At 69.6% G+C, this 14698-nt stretch carries 11 protein-coding genes; 6 read left to right on the top strand and 5 right to left on the bottom strand.

Features of this window, described 5'->3' with window-relative positions:
* Positions 1-2549, bottom strand: a 2549-nt coding sequence (gene uvrA / locus SSOG_RS51980) for an excinuclease ABC subunit UvrA (RefSeq protein ID WP_039942140.1), incomplete at its 3' end; no start/stop codon positions are given.
* A 307-nt stretch (positions 2550-2856) separates the two neighbouring features.
* Between uvrA and SSOG_RS33950 the strand changes: the two genes are divergently transcribed.
* The gene (locus SSOG_RS33950; protein ID WP_009718789.1) at positions 2857-3513 is read left to right on the top strand and encodes an MBL fold metallo-hydrolase; all 657 of its coding nucleotides are present in this window, start codon (positions 2857-2859) and stop codon (positions 3511-3513) included.
* A gap of 163 nt (positions 3514-3676) precedes the next feature.
* Positions 3677-4987 (top strand): MFS transporter, encoded by a 1311-nt coding sequence (locus SSOG_RS33945; RefSeq protein WP_009718788.1) that lies wholly within the window; start codon positions 3677-3679, stop codon positions 4985-4987.
* 57 nt (positions 4988-5044) lie between these two features.
* On the opposite strand, the gene SSOG_RS33940 is transcribed toward SSOG_RS33945, so the two are convergent.
* The 4 genes from SSOG_RS33940 to uvrB form a co-directional block, all read right to left on the bottom strand.
* A complete protein-coding gene (locus SSOG_RS33940) occupies positions 5045-6049 on the bottom strand; it encodes a TerC family protein (protein ID WP_078510462.1) in 1005 nt (334 codons plus the stop codon).
* Between the two features lie 260 nt (positions 6050-6309).
* Positions 6310-8253: a TerD family protein gene (locus SSOG_RS33935; RefSeq protein ID WP_039939310.1), complete on the bottom strand. Its 1944-nt coding sequence runs from the start codon at positions 8251-8253 to the stop codon at positions 6310-6312.
* Positions 8254-8401: 148 nt separating this feature from the next.
* Positions 8402-8980 carry a TerD family protein gene (locus SSOG_RS33930; RefSeq protein ID WP_009718785.1) on the bottom strand — a complete coding sequence of 193 codons (579 nt, stop codon included), beginning with the start codon at positions 8978-8980 and terminating at the stop codon, positions 8402-8404.
* Between the two features lie 263 nt (positions 8981-9243).
* The gene (gene uvrB, locus SSOG_RS33925; protein WP_039939309.1) at positions 9244-11382 is read right to left on the bottom strand and encodes an excinuclease ABC subunit UvrB; all 2139 of its coding nucleotides are present in this window, start codon (positions 11380-11382) and stop codon (positions 9244-9246) included.
* A gap of 170 nt (positions 11383-11552) precedes the next feature.
* On the opposite strand from uvrB, the gene SSOG_RS33920 reads away from it, so the two are divergent.
* The 4 genes from SSOG_RS33920 to SSOG_RS33905 all read left to right on the top strand — a co-directional run bounded on the left by SSOG_RS33920 (position 11553) and on the right by SSOG_RS33905 (position 14698).
* Positions 11553-12431, top strand: a complete 879-nt coding sequence (locus tag SSOG_RS33920; protein ID WP_009718783.1) for a glycerophosphodiester phosphodiesterase — start codon at positions 11553-11555, stop codon at positions 12429-12431.
* A gap of 51 nt (positions 12432-12482) precedes the next feature.
* A complete protein-coding gene (locus tag SSOG_RS33915) occupies positions 12483-13061 on the top strand; it encodes a methylated-DNA--[protein]-cysteine S-methyltransferase (protein ID WP_009718782.1) in 579 nt (192 codons plus the stop codon).
* A 274-nt stretch (positions 13062-13335) separates the two neighbouring features.
* Positions 13336-13977 carry a DUF4360 domain-containing protein gene (locus SSOG_RS33910; protein WP_009718781.1) on the top strand — a complete coding sequence of 214 codons (642 nt, stop codon included), beginning with the start codon at positions 13336-13338 and terminating at the stop codon, positions 13975-13977.
* A gap of 61 nt (positions 13978-14038) precedes the next feature.
* Positions 14039-14698: a DUF4360 domain-containing protein gene (locus SSOG_RS33905; RefSeq protein WP_009718780.1), complete on the top strand. Its 660-nt coding sequence runs from the start codon at positions 14039-14041 to the stop codon at positions 14696-14698.

Raw genomic sequence — 14698 nt, 5'->3', positions numbered from 1 at the left:
TTCTGGAGCTCGCTCGCCAGCTTGACGCGCTGTGCCTCGCCGCCGGAGAGGGTGGGCGCGGGCTGACCGAGCCGCACATAGCCCAGGCCGACCTCGTTGAGGGTGCGCAGATGGCGGGCGATCGTCGGCACCGCTTCGAAGAAGTCCAGCGCCTCCTCGATGGGCATGTCCAGCACCTCGGCGATGGACTTGCCCTTGTAGTGCACCTCCAGCGTCTCCCGGTTGTAGCGCGCGCCGTGGCAGACCTCGCACGGCACATACACATCCGGCAGGAAGTTCATCTCGATCTTGATCGTGCCGTCACCGGAGCAGTTCTCGCAGCGGCCGCCCTTGACGTTGAAGGAGAAGCGCCCGGGCATGTAGCCGCGCACCTTCGCCTCCATCGTCTCGGCGAACAGCTTGCGCACATGGTCGAACACCCCGGTGTACGTGGCCGGGTTGGACCGCGGCGTACGGCCGATGGGCGACTGGTCGACATGGACGACCTTGTCGACCAGATCGTCACCGGCGACCCGGGTGTGCCGCCCGGGGACGGTCTTCGCCCCGTTCAGCTCGCGGGCCAGATGGGTGTAGAGGATGTCGTTGACCAGGGTGGACTTCCCGGATCCGGAGACGCCGGTGACTGCCGTGAGCACGCCGAGCGGGAAGGACACGTCGATGTCCTGGAGGTTGTTCTCCCGGGCGCCGTGCACCGTCAGCCGCCGCTCCGGGTCCATGGGACGCCGGATGCCCGGCAGCGGGATGGCCTTCTTGCCCGACAGATAGTGGCCGGTCGCCGACTCCTCGTTGACCAGCAGCTCGCTCAGCGGCCCGCTGTGCACGACCTTGCCGCCGTGCTCACCCGCGCCCGGGCCGATGTCCACCACCCAGTCCGAGGCCTTGATGGTGTCCTCGTCGTGCTCCACGACGATCAGAGTGTTGCCGAGGTCGCGCAGCCGCACCAGCGTCTCGATCAGCCGGTGGTTGTCGCGCTGGTGCAGACCGATCGACGGCTCGTCCAGCACGTACAGCACGCCCACCAGGCCGGAGCCGATCTGGGTGGCCAGCCGGATGCGCTGGGCCTCGCCGCCGGAGAGCGTGCCCGCCGCCCGGTTGAGCGAGAGATAGTCCAGGCCGACGTCGACCAGGAACCGCAGCCGCTCGTTGACCTCCTTGAGGACGCGCTCGGCAATGGTCTTCTCGCGGGCGGTCAGCTCCATGTTCCGCAGGAACTCGGCGCATTCGCTGATCGACATCGCGGAGACGTCCGCGATGGACCGCTCCTGCACGGTGACCGCGAGGACGATCGGCTTGAGGCGGGTGCCCTCACAGGTGGGGCAGGGCACCTCGCGCATATAGCCCTCGAAGCGCTCCCGGCTGCTGTCGCTCTCCGCCTCCGTGTGCCGCCGCTTGACGAAGGGCACCGCGCCCTCGAACGCGGTGGTGTACGCCCGCTGGCGGCCGTACCGATTGCGGTAGCGGACCTCGATCTGGGTGCGGTGGCCGTTCATCAGCGCCTTCTTGGCGCGCTGCGGCAGCCCGGCCCAGGGGATGTCCGTACGGAAGCCGAGGGCGTCGGCGAGCGCGCCGACCAGCCGGCCGAAGTAGTCCTTGGTGTGGCCGTGGGACCAGGGGTGGATGGCGCCCTCGTCCAGCGACTTCTCCTCGTCCGGAACGATCAGCTCCGGGTCGACCTCCATCCGGGTGCCGATCCCGGTGCAGTCCGGGCAGGCGCCGAACGGCGAGTTGAAGGAGAAGGAGCGCGGCTCCAGCTCCTCGAAGGACAGGTCGTCATACGGGCAGTAGAGGTGCTCGGAGAACATCCGCTCACGCTGCGGATCGTCCTCGTCCAGATCCACGAAGTCCAGGATGATCATGCCGCCGGAGAGGCCGAGCGCGGTCTCCACCGAGTCGGTCAGCCGCCGCTTGGCGCTGTCCTTGACGGTGAGGCGGTCCACGACCACCTCGATGGTGTGCTTCTCCTGCTTCTTCAGCTTCGGCGGGTCGGACAGGTGGATCGTCGCGCCGTCCACCCGGGCCCGGCTGTAGCCCTTGGTCTGGAGGTCGGAGAAGAGGTCGACGAACTCCCCCTTGCGCTCGCGCACCAGCGGCGAGAGCACCTGGAAGCGGCTGCCCTCGGGCAGCTCCAGCACCCGGTCCACGATCGCCTGCGGCGACTGGCGGGCGATCGGGCGGCTGCACTCCGGGCAGTGCGGCTTGCCGATGCGGGCGAACAGCAGCCGGAGGTAGTCGTAGACCTCGGTGATGGTGCCGACGGTCGAGCGCGGGTTGCGGGACGTCGACTTCTGGTCGATCGACACCGCCGGGGACAGGCCCTCGATGAAGTCCACATCGGGCTTGTCCATCTGGCCCAGGAACTGCCGCGCGTAGGAGGAGAGCGACTCGACGTAGCGGCGCTGCCCCTCGGCGAAGATCGTGTCGAACGCGAGGGACGACTTGCCCGACCCGGACAGTCCGGTGAAGACGATGAGGGAGTCACGCGGGAGGTCGAGCGAGACGTTCTTGAGATTGTGCTCGCGAGCGCCACGGACGATGAGACGGTCGGCCACGCCGGTCGGCACCTTTCTTGAGGAGAGGTGGGTGCGCCGGGCCCGCTCCCGAGTCCCTCCCGACGGGCAGGACGGAGCGGAGCGAAGCCCCCGACCCAGGGTATGGGGGCGCCACGGCGATGTCTTAAGGATGCAGCACACCGAGCCTATAGCACGCACATTCGATTTGCGGGGCCCGCGTGCCCGGTTCACCCGATCGTGTGGCAGGCGCTACCGGATAAAAGGCGCATCACGCCCCCGGTATTCCCCTGCCGCCACCGCGCCCCCGGCCCCACGCCGCCCGCCCCTCCAGGACTAGGCTGAGGCCATGACCTACAGCGGAGTTGTGACGGTCGGCGGACCGGCGGACGTACACGAACTGCCCGATCTGATGATCTCGAAGGTCGCGGTCGGCCCCATGAACAACAACGCGTACCTGCTGCGATGCCGGGCCACCGACGAGCAGCTGCTGATCGACGCGGCCGCCGACCCGCAGACCCTGCTGTCACTGATCGGCGAGAGCGGCATCGCTTCCGTCGTCACCACCCACCGCCACCAGGACCACTGGAACGCGCTGCGCGAGGTGGTGGACGCCACCGGCGCCCGCACCCTGGCGGGCCGGTACGACGCCGAGGGCATCCCGGTCCCCACCGACGTGCCGGTCGAGGACGGCGACACGGTGCGGGTCGGCCGGGTCGAGCTGACCGCACGCCATCTGGTGGGCCACACCCCGGGCAGCATCGCCCTGGTCTACGACGACCCGCACGGCCATCCGCACGTGTTCACCGGCGACTGCCTGTTCCCGGGCGGCGTCGGCAACACCTGGAAGGACCCCGAGGCGTTCCAGAGCCTGATCAACGACGTCGAGACCAAGCTCTTCGACCGGCTCCCGGACGAGACCTGGGTCTACCCGGGCCACGGCGACGACACCACCCTCGGCGCCGAGCGCCCGCACCTCGCCGCATGGCGCGAGCGCGGCTGGTAGCGCCCCCTTCACCCCCGCATCGCGCCGCTCGCCGCCGCGCGCCCCGTAACCGGGGGTCCGCGGCGGCTGTTGGCGCGGCATGCACGACGTCCCGCGCGACGACGACCGCGCCCCGTCCGCCCCATCCGCTCCATCCGCTCCATCCGCTCCATCCGCTCCATCCATGGTCCGCCTCGCCGCCGCGGCCCTGGCCGGCACCGCCATCGAGTTCTACGACTTCTTCGTCTACGGCACGGCCGCGGCCCTCGTCCTCGGCCCGCTCTTCTTCCCCACCTTCTCCCCGCTCGCGGGCACCCTGGCGGCCTTCGGCACCTTCGCCGCCGGGTTCGTCTCCCGGCCGCTGGGCGCGATGCTGCTCGGGCCGCTCGGCGACCGCCACGGCCGGCGGCCGGTGCTCATCGCCTCCCTGCTGCTGACCGGCGTCGCGACGGTCGCGGTCGGCTTCGTCCCCACGTACGACAGCATCGGCATCGCCGCCCCCGCCCTGCTGCTCACCCTCCGCTTCCTCCAGGGGCTCGGGCTCGGCGGCGAATGGGGCGGCGCGGTGCTGCTGACCGTCGAGCACGCGCCCGCCGGGCGGCGCGGCCTGTGGTCGGGCTTTCCGCAGATCGGCCCGTCCATCGGCTTCCTACTGGCCAACGGCACGATGCTGATCCTGTCCGCCACGCTCTCCGACGCCGCGTTCCGCTCCTGGGGCTGGCGGGTGCCGTTCTGGGGCGCGGGGCTGCTGGTCGCCGCCGGGCTGCTGCTGCGCGCCCAGCTGACCGAGACCCCGCAGTTCCGGGAGCTGGCCGAGCGCGGCGAACGGGCCGCCGCGCCGCTGGCCGAGGTGGTGCGCGGCCACTGGCGGCTGGTGCTGCTGACCGCGGGCGGGCTCGCGGTGGGGTACGCGGTCTTCTACGCGGTGACGACCTGGTCCCTCGCCTACGGCACCGAGCGGCTCGGAGTGGACCGCACCGTCATGCTCGGCTGCATCATGGCGGCCGTGGCGGTCAAGGGTGCCGTGACGCCCCTGGCGGCCCATCTCGGCGACCGCTTCGGACGGCGGCCGCTGTGCCTGCTGGGCTGCGCGGCCACGGTGGTGTGGATGTTCCCGCTGATCGCGCTGTTGCGCACCGGGGAGCCGCCCCTGATGTTCCTGGGTTTCCTGGGCGCGCTGCTCGCCTTCATCACCCTGTTCGCCGTGACCTCGGCCTATCTGCCCGAGCTGTACGAGCCGCGGGTGCGCTGCACGGGCGCGGGGCTCGGCTACAACCTCGCGGGGGTGCTCGGCGGCGCGCTCACCCCCATCGTGGCGACCGCGGTCTCCCAGGGCGACGGCCCGCCCTGGGGCGTCGCGGCCTATCTGACCGCGGTCGCACTGCTGAGCCTGGGCTGCTTCGCCCTGCTGCCGGATACACGCCCGACGGCCGACCGTCCGACGGGCGGACGATCGGCCGTGCGGCCTCTGGAGGCCGGGGAGGCCACTGCCTGAGCCCCGGGTCGTACGGGCGGGCCGCCTGAGGGACGGGCCCGCCCGGACGGACAGGCGTCAGACGTCGGCGCTGTCCCTGTCCCGGGACCCGCCCTCCCCGGTCCCCGCCTCCGCCAGGGCCTGCTTCTTCGAGGCGTAGAGGCTGGTGATCGTCGTGACCGCGAGCACCGCGCAGATCACACCCAGCGACACCGGTATGGAGATCTGCGGGACATGCACCCCGGACTCGTGGAGCGCGTGCAGCACCAGCTTGACGCCGATGAAGCCGAGGATGACCGACAGCCCGTACGACAGGTGGACCAGCTTCTTGAGCAGCCCGCCGATCAGGAAGTACAGCTGGCGCAGACCCATCAGCGCGAAGGCGTTGGCGGTGAACACGATGTACGGGTCCTGGGTCAGGCCGAAGATCGCGGGTATGGAGTCCAGCGCGAAGAGGACGTCCGTGGTGCCGATCGCCAGCATGACGATCAGCATCGGCGTCATCAGCCGCTTGCCGTTCTCCATGATGAACAGCTTGGTGCCGTGGTACTGGTCGGTGGAGGGGACGCGCTTCTCGACCGCCTTGAGCAGGCGGTTCTCCTCGAACTCCTCTTCCTCCTCATCGGAGCGCGCCTCCTGGATGAGCTTCCAGGCGGTCCAGATGAGGAACGCGCCGAAGATGTAGAAGACCCAGGCGAAGGTCGAGATGATCGCGGCGCCAGCGGCGATGAAGACCGCGCGCAGCACGAGCGCGATCAGCACGCCCACCATCAGCACCCGCTGCTGGTAGATCGTGGGCACCGCGAACTTCGCCATGATCAGGACGAAGACGAAGAGGTTGTCGACGCTGAGCGACTTCTCGGTGATGAAGCCCGCGAAGAACTCGCCGGAGGGCTGACCGCCCGCGAAGACCAGCAGCCCGAGCCCGAAGAGCCCGGCGAGGACGATCCAGACGGTCGTCCAGATACCGGCCTCCTTGAGGGAGACCTCATGCGGTTTGCGGCCGCCTATGAAGAAGTCGACGGCGATGAGGGCGCAGAGACCGACAATCGTCAGCCCCCACATGGCCACGGAAACGTCCACGGATCCTCCGGCATTCGTACGGCAATTTCAGCGTCGTCGCTGCCGGAGGTCTCTTCCGCCCGGGCTCGCGCCACGGACCGGTGCCCCGGGACCGCGCCCGACCCGACTCAAGGTGCACGGGCGCGATCCGTGGTGACGGGAACACCGCTAAGGAGTACTCCCCTCCGCGTAAAGAAGAGTACAGGAACCCCCATGAAAGAGTAAAGAGAAAGGCAAATACCCTGCTCAGCGGGGACGTTGACGAGTAATGATCTTCCGGATCAGCGCCCGTACGCCTCCCGGGCCCGTCCCACCTGCCCCAGCACCCGCTGGAGCACCTGGCTGCCCGCCGGGACGAGCGGCGGCTCGTACGTCCAGGCGTGGCCGACCCAGGGGTCGGCGAGGTGATCGTCGGCGACCGGGGTGATCCGCAGCAGCGAGCGCCACAGCGGATCCAGCACCGGCCCGTACGCCTGCGCGTCCTCGCGGTCGGCGACCATCATCAGATGCACTCCGACCGAGGGCCCCTCGTCCGCGAGGTAGCGCAGCTGCGTGACGGCCCGGTCGTCGAAGCCGTGCGGGAAGTCGTGGACGATCAGCAGCTGCTGGGCGAGGTCCAGATCGGGCGGCAGCGCGTCGGTGGCCCCGCTGCGGACCGCCATCTGCACCAGGTCGACGCGCCGGGTCAGCGCGGCGAGCACCGAGGACACCCCCGCCGCCCCGGCCACCGGCGGCTCACGCAGCGCACCGGACGACACCAGCGGGGCCAGCGACGCCGCGGCCGAGCCCGCCGGGTCGATCACGTGCAGCGAGAACTCGTCCACCGGATACACCGCCAGCAGCCGCGCCGCGTGCGCCACCGCCGTCTCGGCGGCCAGCCTGCGCAGCTCGGCGGAGTCCAGCAGGGCGCCGTGGGCGGAGCCGGTGCGTCCCGCGTCGATCCACAGACCGCGCTCCAGCGGCAGCCGCACCAGCATGGGGATGCGCAGTCCGGTGCGCTCCGGAAGGTGCAGATCGCCCAGGCGGAGCGCCATCGGGACCTCCATCGGCACCTGATAGCCCTGCCAGACCGGGCTGTCCCAGCGGGCGTACGCGGGCGGCAGCGCGGGCTCGACGACCTCGGCCTCGGCGGTCAGCTGCGCCAGGTCGCGGTCGAGGGCGGTCCGGGCCTGCTCGACCAGTCCGGCCTGCTTGGCGCGGGCCTGCGCGCGGGCGGTGTCGGCCGCGGGGCCTACCCGGGTGCGCGGGTCGGAGAGGACCTTGTCCAGCTCCTGCTCCATCCGGGATTCGGCGAAGTCGACGGCACTGCGATAGGCGGCGGTGGTACGGGCCAGGTCCTCGAACATGCCCCAGACCTGGTTGTAGAGCCGCTCGTCCATGGTCCAGCCGGAGGCGTCGCCCGCGACGGGCCGCGCGGGCTGTCCGGGCGGGGCGGGCGGCGCGGCCGGGGGTGGCGTGGGCGGCGCGGCGGTACGGCGCCCGGGGTGCTGGTAGTTGATCGGCCCGCCGGGGGACGCCCCCGCGGACGTGTCCCCCGCGGAGGACGGCTGGGCCCCTGCCTGGGTCTGCGGCTGGGCCGGGGTGTCCGGCGCGGCCCCCGTACCCGCCGTGGCCGTACGCACCCGGCCGTCGTCCCCGGCAGCACGAGGCGGGGGCTGGGCCACCGAACGGGCCATGCCGCGCGCCACCGCGTCGTTGATCTCGGCGGCCAGCTCGGCGGCCTGGGGCAGCCCCTGGTCCCGCAGCATCTCGGCCAGCCCGCCAGCGTACCCCTGGCCCACCGCGCGCACCTTCCACGCGCCCTGCCTGCGGTACAGCTCCAGGGCGACCACCGCGGACTCCGCGTCCAGGTCGGTGATGGTGTAACCGGCCACCTCTGTGCCGTCGAGGCCGGTGACGGCGACGGACGGCGCGGCCATGGCACCGAACCGGACCGGGCCGCCGGCCCCGCTCACCAGGGCGAGCAGCACATGCACCCGGTGGACGCCCTCGGGCAGCGCGTCGAGGTCGACGGCGAGCCGATGGGCGGCCGCCGCCTGTTTGGACACTTCGATGCCGGGCAGCTGCGGCGAGGCGGGGTGCGCGACCCACTCCACGCCCTGCACCGTGCCCTGCTCATCGCCGAGTGTCGCCCCGGCCACGATCGGATTACCCGCCGAGATCCGGATCTCCAAACGGGTCTGGGGCAGCGGGTGGTTCTGCCCCCGGACCAGCTCGGCCGTCATCGTGCGTCCCCTCGTTGTGTTCCGTTGTGTGCGTGGTGGTGCGCGGTGCCGCGTGGTTGTCGCCGTGGTGGTGTGCGGACGGTGCCGCATGAGCGCGTCGGCCCGGCGGGCAGACGCACCACCGGGCCGACGGGACAACCACTTCCGCTTACAGGTGCGGCACGATGTGGGGCATCAGGTCCTGGAAGGTACGGCCGTTGGCGGGCTCGCCCACGGCCTTCATCTGCCAGGCGCTGCCCTCGCGCTGCACGATGGCCATGATCTGCGCGGTGTACTGGCCGCCACCGGTGAGGGTGTAGCGGGCCAGCTCCTGGCCGTTGGTCTCGTCGACCAGTCGGCAGAACGCGTTCTGCACCTCGGCGAAGGTCTGGCCGGTGAAGGAGTTCACCGTGAAGATGATCTGGTCGATGTGCACCGGCACCCGCTGGAGGTCGACCAGGATCGCCTCGTCGTCACCGCCCTGACCGGCGCCGCCGACCAGGTTGTCGCCGGTGTGGCGCACCGAGCCGTCGTCGCTCACCAGGTGGCGGAAGAACACGACGTCGGTCGGCTGCTTGTCGGCGAAGAGCACCGCCGACGCGTCGAGGTCGATCTCACGGGTACGGGAACCGAACAGTCCGCGGCGGGGCGCCGCCTGCCAGCCCAGTCCCATCCGCACCGCGGTCAGGGTGCCCCCGTCGGCCTTCTGCAGGCTGATGGCCTGTCCCTTGGACATGTTGACCGTCACGCGCTGTCCCTACTCTCGTCTCTCGGTTTCCCCGTGGCCTCAGGCCCTGCCCGGCGGATCTTCGCGGGGCCGCGAAGATCCGCCGGGCAGGACCTAGCCGCGGCACGGCCACCGCCGCGCCGTGTGCACGGCCCTCCCGAAAACCCTATGCACGGCCACCTGCACTCCGGCCAGGCGAGCGGGCTTTTGTGTCGGTCTTGCAACACAGCGGGACCATGGCGGAACCACAGCGCGACCACGGCGGACCCCAACCGCCCCAGGGGTCAGGAGAGCCCGGCCTCCCTCATCTGCCGCAGCTCCTTCTTCAGCTCTCCGACCTCGTCCCGCAGCCGGGCCGCGACCTCGAACTGGAGCTCCGCCGCCGCGGCCTTCATCCGGTCGGTCATCTCCTCGATCAGCTCGGCCAGTTCGGCGGCCGGACGGTCGGTCAGCTCGCCGTCCTTCGCCCCCTTGCCGCCCGCCTTGTGGGACGCCAGGGCGGGCATCGGCGCCTTCTGCCCCTTGCCCGCTCCCTTGCCCTGGTCCGCCGACTTGCGGTAGCCGGTTTCCAGCAGCTCCTTGGTGTCGATCTCCTCGCGCGCGAGGGTCGCCACGATGTCGCCGATCTTCTTGCGGAGGGGCTGCGGGTCGATCCCGTTCTTCTCGTTGAACGCGATCTGCTTCTCCCGGCGGCGGTTGGTCTCGTCGATGGCCTTCTCCATCGCCGGGGTGACCTTGTCGGCGTACATGTGGACCTGGCCCGAGACGTTACGGGCGGCGCGGCCGATGGTCTGGATCAGGGACGTGCCGGAGCGCAGGAAGCCCTCCTTGTCCGCGTCGAGGATGGCGACCAGCGAGACCTCCGGCAGGTCGAGGCCCTCCCGCAGCAGGTTGATGCCGACCAGGACGTCGTACTCGCCCGCGCGCAGCTCGCGCAGCAGCTCCACCCGGCGCAGGGTGTCCACGTCGCTGTGGAGATAGCGCACCTGGATGCCCAGTTCGAGCATGTAGTCCGTCAGGTCCTCGGCCATCTTCTTGGTGAGGGTGGTGACGAGGACCCGCTCGTCCTTCTCGGTGCGGGTGCGGATCTCATGGATCAGATCGTCGATCTGGCCGTCGGTGGGCTTGACCACGACCTCGGGGTCGACCAGGCCGGTCGGCCGGATGATCTGCTCCACGAAGCCGTCGCCGCGGGACATCTCGTACGTCCCGGGGGTCGCGGAGAGGTAGACGGTCTGGCCGATCCGCTTCTGGAACTCCTCCCACTTCAGCGGGCGGTTGTCGAGCGCGGAGGGCAGCCGGAAGCCGTGCTCGATCAGCGTGCGCTTCCGGGACGCGTCGCCCTCGTACATCGCGCCGATCTGCGGCACGGTGACATGCGACTCGTCGATGACCAGGAGGAAGTCCTCCGGGAAGTAGTCGAGGAGGGTGTGCGGCGGGGAGCCGGCCTCGCGGCCGTCGATGTGCAGCGAGTAGTTCTCGATGCCGGAGCAGGTGCCGATCTGCCGCATCATCTCGATGTCGTACGTGGTGCGCATGCGCAGCCGCTGGGCCTCCAGCAGCTTGCCCTGCTTCTCCAGCCGGGCCAGGGTCTGCTCCAGCTCGGCCTCGATCCCGGCGATGGCCTTCTCCATGCGCTCGGGTCCGGCCACATAGTGGCTGGCCGGGAACACATACAGCTCCTGGTCGTCACTGATCACCTCGCCGGTGAGCGGGTGGAGCGTCGACAGCGCCTCGATCTCGTCGCCGAACATCTCGATCCGGACCGCCAGCTCCTCGTAGACCGGGAAGATCTCGATGGTGTCGCCGCGGACCCGGAAGGTGCCCCGGGTGAACGCCATGTCGTTGCGGGCGTACTGGATGTCCACGAAGCGGCGCAGCAGCTGGTCGCGGTCGGTCTCCTCGCCGACCTTGAGCGGCACCATGCGGTCCACGTACTCCTGCGGGGTGCCCAGGCCGTAGATGCAGGAGACGGACGCCACCACGACCACATCGCGCCGGGTGAGCAGCGAGTTCGTCGCGGAGTGGCGCAGCCGCTCGACCTCCTCGTTGATCGAGGAGTCCTTCTCGATGTAGGTGTCCGACTGCGGTACGTACGCCTCGGGCTGGTAGTAGTCGTAGTACGAGACGAAGTACTCGACGGCATTGTTCGGCAGCAGCTCGCGGAACTCGTTGGCGAGCTGGGCCGCCAGCGTCTTGTTCGGCGCCATGACGAGTGTGGGCCGCTGAAGCTTCTCGATCATCCACGCGGTGGTCGCGGACTTGCCGGTACCGGTCGCGCCGAGCAGCACGACGTCCTTCTCACCGCCGCTGATGCGCCGGTCCAGGTCGGCGATGGCCGTGGGCTGGTCGCCGCTGGGCGTGTACGGGCTGACGACCTCGAAGGGCGCCACCTTGCGTTCGATCTGAGTCACGGGCCGCATGAGACCCACCGTACGACTCGCCACTGACAACGACCGGGCCTCCCGCTCCCGGGGCCGCTCCGGGAGGGGTACGGGATGGATCAATGTACGGCTTTTCTGTGACTGTCCTCCGGTACGGCTGGTCTGGCACGCTTCGGCCGTCCACGAGTCAGACGACGCGAGGAGTCCGTATGCAGATCCGCCCCGCCGCCGCGTTATCCGGCGCTCTCCTGGGTGTCTCGGCGCTCTTCCTCCCCACGGCGGCGCAGGCCGCCGCCGGCACATCGCACCACCACACGGTCACGGTGGCGCACCGGGGCGCCTCCGCCTATGCCCCCGAGAACACGCTGGCCGCCGTCGACGCCGCCGATGACCTGGGCATCGACTGGGTGGAGAACGATGTGCAGCGCACCCGGGACGGGGAGCTGATCATCATGCACGACACCACCCTGAACCGGACCACCGACGTCGAGCAGGTCTTCCCGGACCGCGCCCCCTGGAAGATCTCCGACTTCACCCTGGACGAGATCGAGAAACTTGACGCCGGGAGCTGGTTCGGGTCGAAGTTCGCGGGCGAGCCGGTGCCGACCCTGGAGGAGTACCTGGATCGGGTTTCGGACAACCATCAGAAGCTGCTGATGGAGATCAAGGCGCCGGAACTGTACCCGGGCATCGAGCGGCAGTCGCTGCGCGAGCTGCGCCGGGAGGGCTGGCTCGACCGCAAGCACCTCAAACGGCTGATCGTGCAGAGCTTCAGCGCCGACTCCGTCCAGGCGGTCCACAAGCTGCGGCGGGACGTCAAGACCGGTTTCCTGGGCACCCCGGCCGTCGCCGATCTGCCGCGGTACGCGGAGTTCGCGGACCAGATCAACCCGAGCCACACGACGATCGACGCCGCGTACGTGAAGGAGATCCAGGCGGTGCGCGGTGCCCACGGCCGTCCGCTGGAGGTCTACACCTGGACGGTGAACGACGGCCCGACCGCGGTCAAGGTCGCGCGGATGGGGGTGAACGGGATCATCACCAACAAGCCCGATGTGGTGCGGGAGGCGCTGGACGACATCCGCTGACGGCTGCTGACGGCGGCGGGGGCTGTTGGACCCCCCGCCTACGCTGAAGGTGTGACGAACGAGCAGCGGCAGCCGGAGCGGCAGTCCGAGCGGCAGGAGACCCACGACTGGTCCTGGGCGGTGTCCGACACGCCCATCGGTCCCCTGCTGCTCGCGGCCACCGGCCACGGGCTGGTCAACGTGGTCTTCCACGCCGACCGGAAGACGGCGGCCGCGGCCGTCGACCGGCTCACCCGCCGCCTCGGCACCGGCCCCGCGCCCGAGCCCGGCGCCCATCTGACCGAGGCGATACGGCAGGTGGAGAGCTACTTCGCCGAGCGGATCCACGCGTTCACCCTGCCGCTGGACTGGTCCCTGTCCACCGGCTTCAACCGCCGGGTGCTGCGCGAGCTGGCCGCCCACGTTCCGTACGGCACGGTCGTCGGCTATCAGGACCTCGCCCGCCGGGTCGGCGAGCCGGACGCGGCGCGGGCGGTCGGGGTGGCCATGGGCAGCAATCCGCTGCCGGTGGTGGTTCCCTGCCATCGGGTCGTGGAGAGCGACGGCGGCATAGGCGGCTTCGGCGGCGGGCTGGAGACCAAGCGGACCCTGCTGGCCCTGGAAGGGGTGCTTCCGCAACCGCTTTTCTGACCCGGAAGGGTTCTCCGGTTACCGGGTTCGAAAATATCTTGCCAAGGAAAACCACCGCCATCTTGTCATGGCCCCGTTCCGCCCTTACCTTAAGAGCGCTCGCGGGCCCCACCCGGCGAGAATGCTACGCAAGCACATTCAGGTACGCGGCGACGCTCTTTCGTTCTTCCGCTCTTCCTTCTGCTCTTCCCTCCGCTCTTCCCGCTCACGCTCGAAAGACGTACGCGTTCCTTCACGGCTCAACCACGTCCCCCGATGATCGAATTGGAGAGCCATGTCCGGTGTTCTGCTCGCCGGCGGCGCGGCCGCGGCGTTATTCGCCTCTGCCTTTTCCGCCCAGGGTGTTTCCTCGGCCCCCGATGTACCGCCGGAAAAGATCCAGATCAGCGTCAATACCGTGAACGGCTCGGGCTGCCCGAAAGGGACCGCAGCGGTGGCCGTCGCCGGTGACAACACGGCATTCACCGTGACCTACAGCGACTATCTCGCTCAGGTCGGCCCCAGCTCGAACCCCACCGACATCCGCAAGAACTGCCAGCTCAACTTGGGCGTTCACGTGCCGCAGGGGTTCACCTACGCCATCGCCCAGGTCGACTACCGCGGCTACGGCTCCCTGCAAAAGGGCGCGAAGGGCACCGAGAAGGCGAGCTACTACTTCCAGGGGTCGTCGGACACGGCATCGCGCACCCATGAGTTCAGCGGTCCGTACAACGACAACTGGCAGACCACCGACAGCACCGAATACAGCGCCCTGGTGTGGGCGCCGTGCGGCCAGGACCGCAACTTCAACATCAACACCGAACTGCGGGTAAGCGCGGGCACCTCCGCGACCGGCACCACCAGCTTCATGGCCATGGACTCGACGGACGGCGGAGCCAACACCATTTACCACCTGGCCTGGAAGGAATGCCCCTAACCCTTCCAGCGGGGCGGGGCCCTCCGGCAGGCCGGGTAAATCCACCATCGAATGGAGAATCATGCCCGGTGTTCTGTACGCAGGCGGCGTGGTCGCGGCGTTATTCGCCTCGACGCTCACCTCTCAGGCATACGCGCAACCACCGTTCGACACCGTGCCACCCGACAAGATCGTGATCAAGGTCGCGACCGTCAACGGCTCGGGCTGCCCGGCCGGAACGGCGGCGGTGGCCGTCTCTCCGGACAACACCGCGTTCACGGTCACGTACAGCAATTACCTCGCCCAGGTGGGCAAGGGCTCCAAGCCGACCGACTTCAGGAAGAACTGCCAGCTGAACCTGGTCACGCATGTGCCGCAGGGCTTCTCCTACGCCATCGCCAGCGTCGACTACCGGGGCTACGCCCACCTGGAAAAAGGCGCCTCCGCCACCGAGAAGGCGAGCTACTACTTCCAGGGCCAGTCGCAGACGACGTCGAGCTCGCATGACTTCAGCGGCTCCTACGACGACAACTGGCAGGTCACCGACACGGCCGACATCGCCACCGTGGTCTGGTCCCCCTGCGGTGAGCTGCGGAACTTCAACATCAACACCGAACTGCGGGTCAACGCCGGATCGTCGAACACCACGGACACGACGAGCTTCATCACCATGGACTCGACGGACGGCGATGTGAGCACCACCTACCACTTCGCGTGGAAGGAGTGCCCGCAGAAGAAGTAG

The organism is Streptomyces himastatinicus ATCC 53653 (assembly GCF_000158915.1).
Classification (GTDB): domain Bacteria; phylum Actinomycetota; class Actinomycetes; order Streptomycetales; family Streptomycetaceae; genus Streptomyces; species Streptomyces himastatinicus.
The sequence above is the reverse complement of the archived record's forward strand: the minus strand, read 5'-3'. Positions and strand labels throughout refer to the sequence as shown.

What these genes read in the sequence shown, in the direction of transcription:
- SSOG_RS33950 (WP_009718789.1), top strand. Translation starts at nt 2,857, where the DNA reads ATGACCTACAGCGGAGTTGTGACGGTCGGCGGACCGGCGGACGTACAC.
- SSOG_RS33945 (WP_009718788.1), top strand. Translation starts at nt 3,677, where the DNA reads ATGGTCCGCCTCGCCGCCGCGGCCCTGGCCGGCACCGCCATCGAGTTC.
- SSOG_RS33935 (WP_039939310.1), bottom strand. Translation starts at nt 8,253, where the DNA reads ATGACGGCCGAGCTGGTCCGGGGGCAGAACCACCCGCTGCCCCAGACC.
- uvrB (WP_039939309.1), bottom strand. Translation starts at nt 11,382, where the DNA reads ATGCGGCCCGTGACTCAGATCGAACGCAAGGTGGCGCCCTTCGAGGTC.
- SSOG_RS33920 (WP_009718783.1), top strand. Translation starts at nt 11,553, where the DNA reads ATGCAGATCCGCCCCGCCGCCGCGTTATCCGGCGCTCTCCTGGGTGTC.
- SSOG_RS33910 (WP_009718781.1), top strand. Translation starts at nt 13,336, where the DNA reads ATGTCCGGTGTTCTGCTCGCCGGCGGCGCGGCCGCGGCGTTATTCGCC.
- SSOG_RS33905 (WP_009718780.1), top strand. Translation starts at nt 14,039, where the DNA reads ATGCCCGGTGTTCTGTACGCAGGCGGCGTGGTCGCGGCGTTATTCGCC.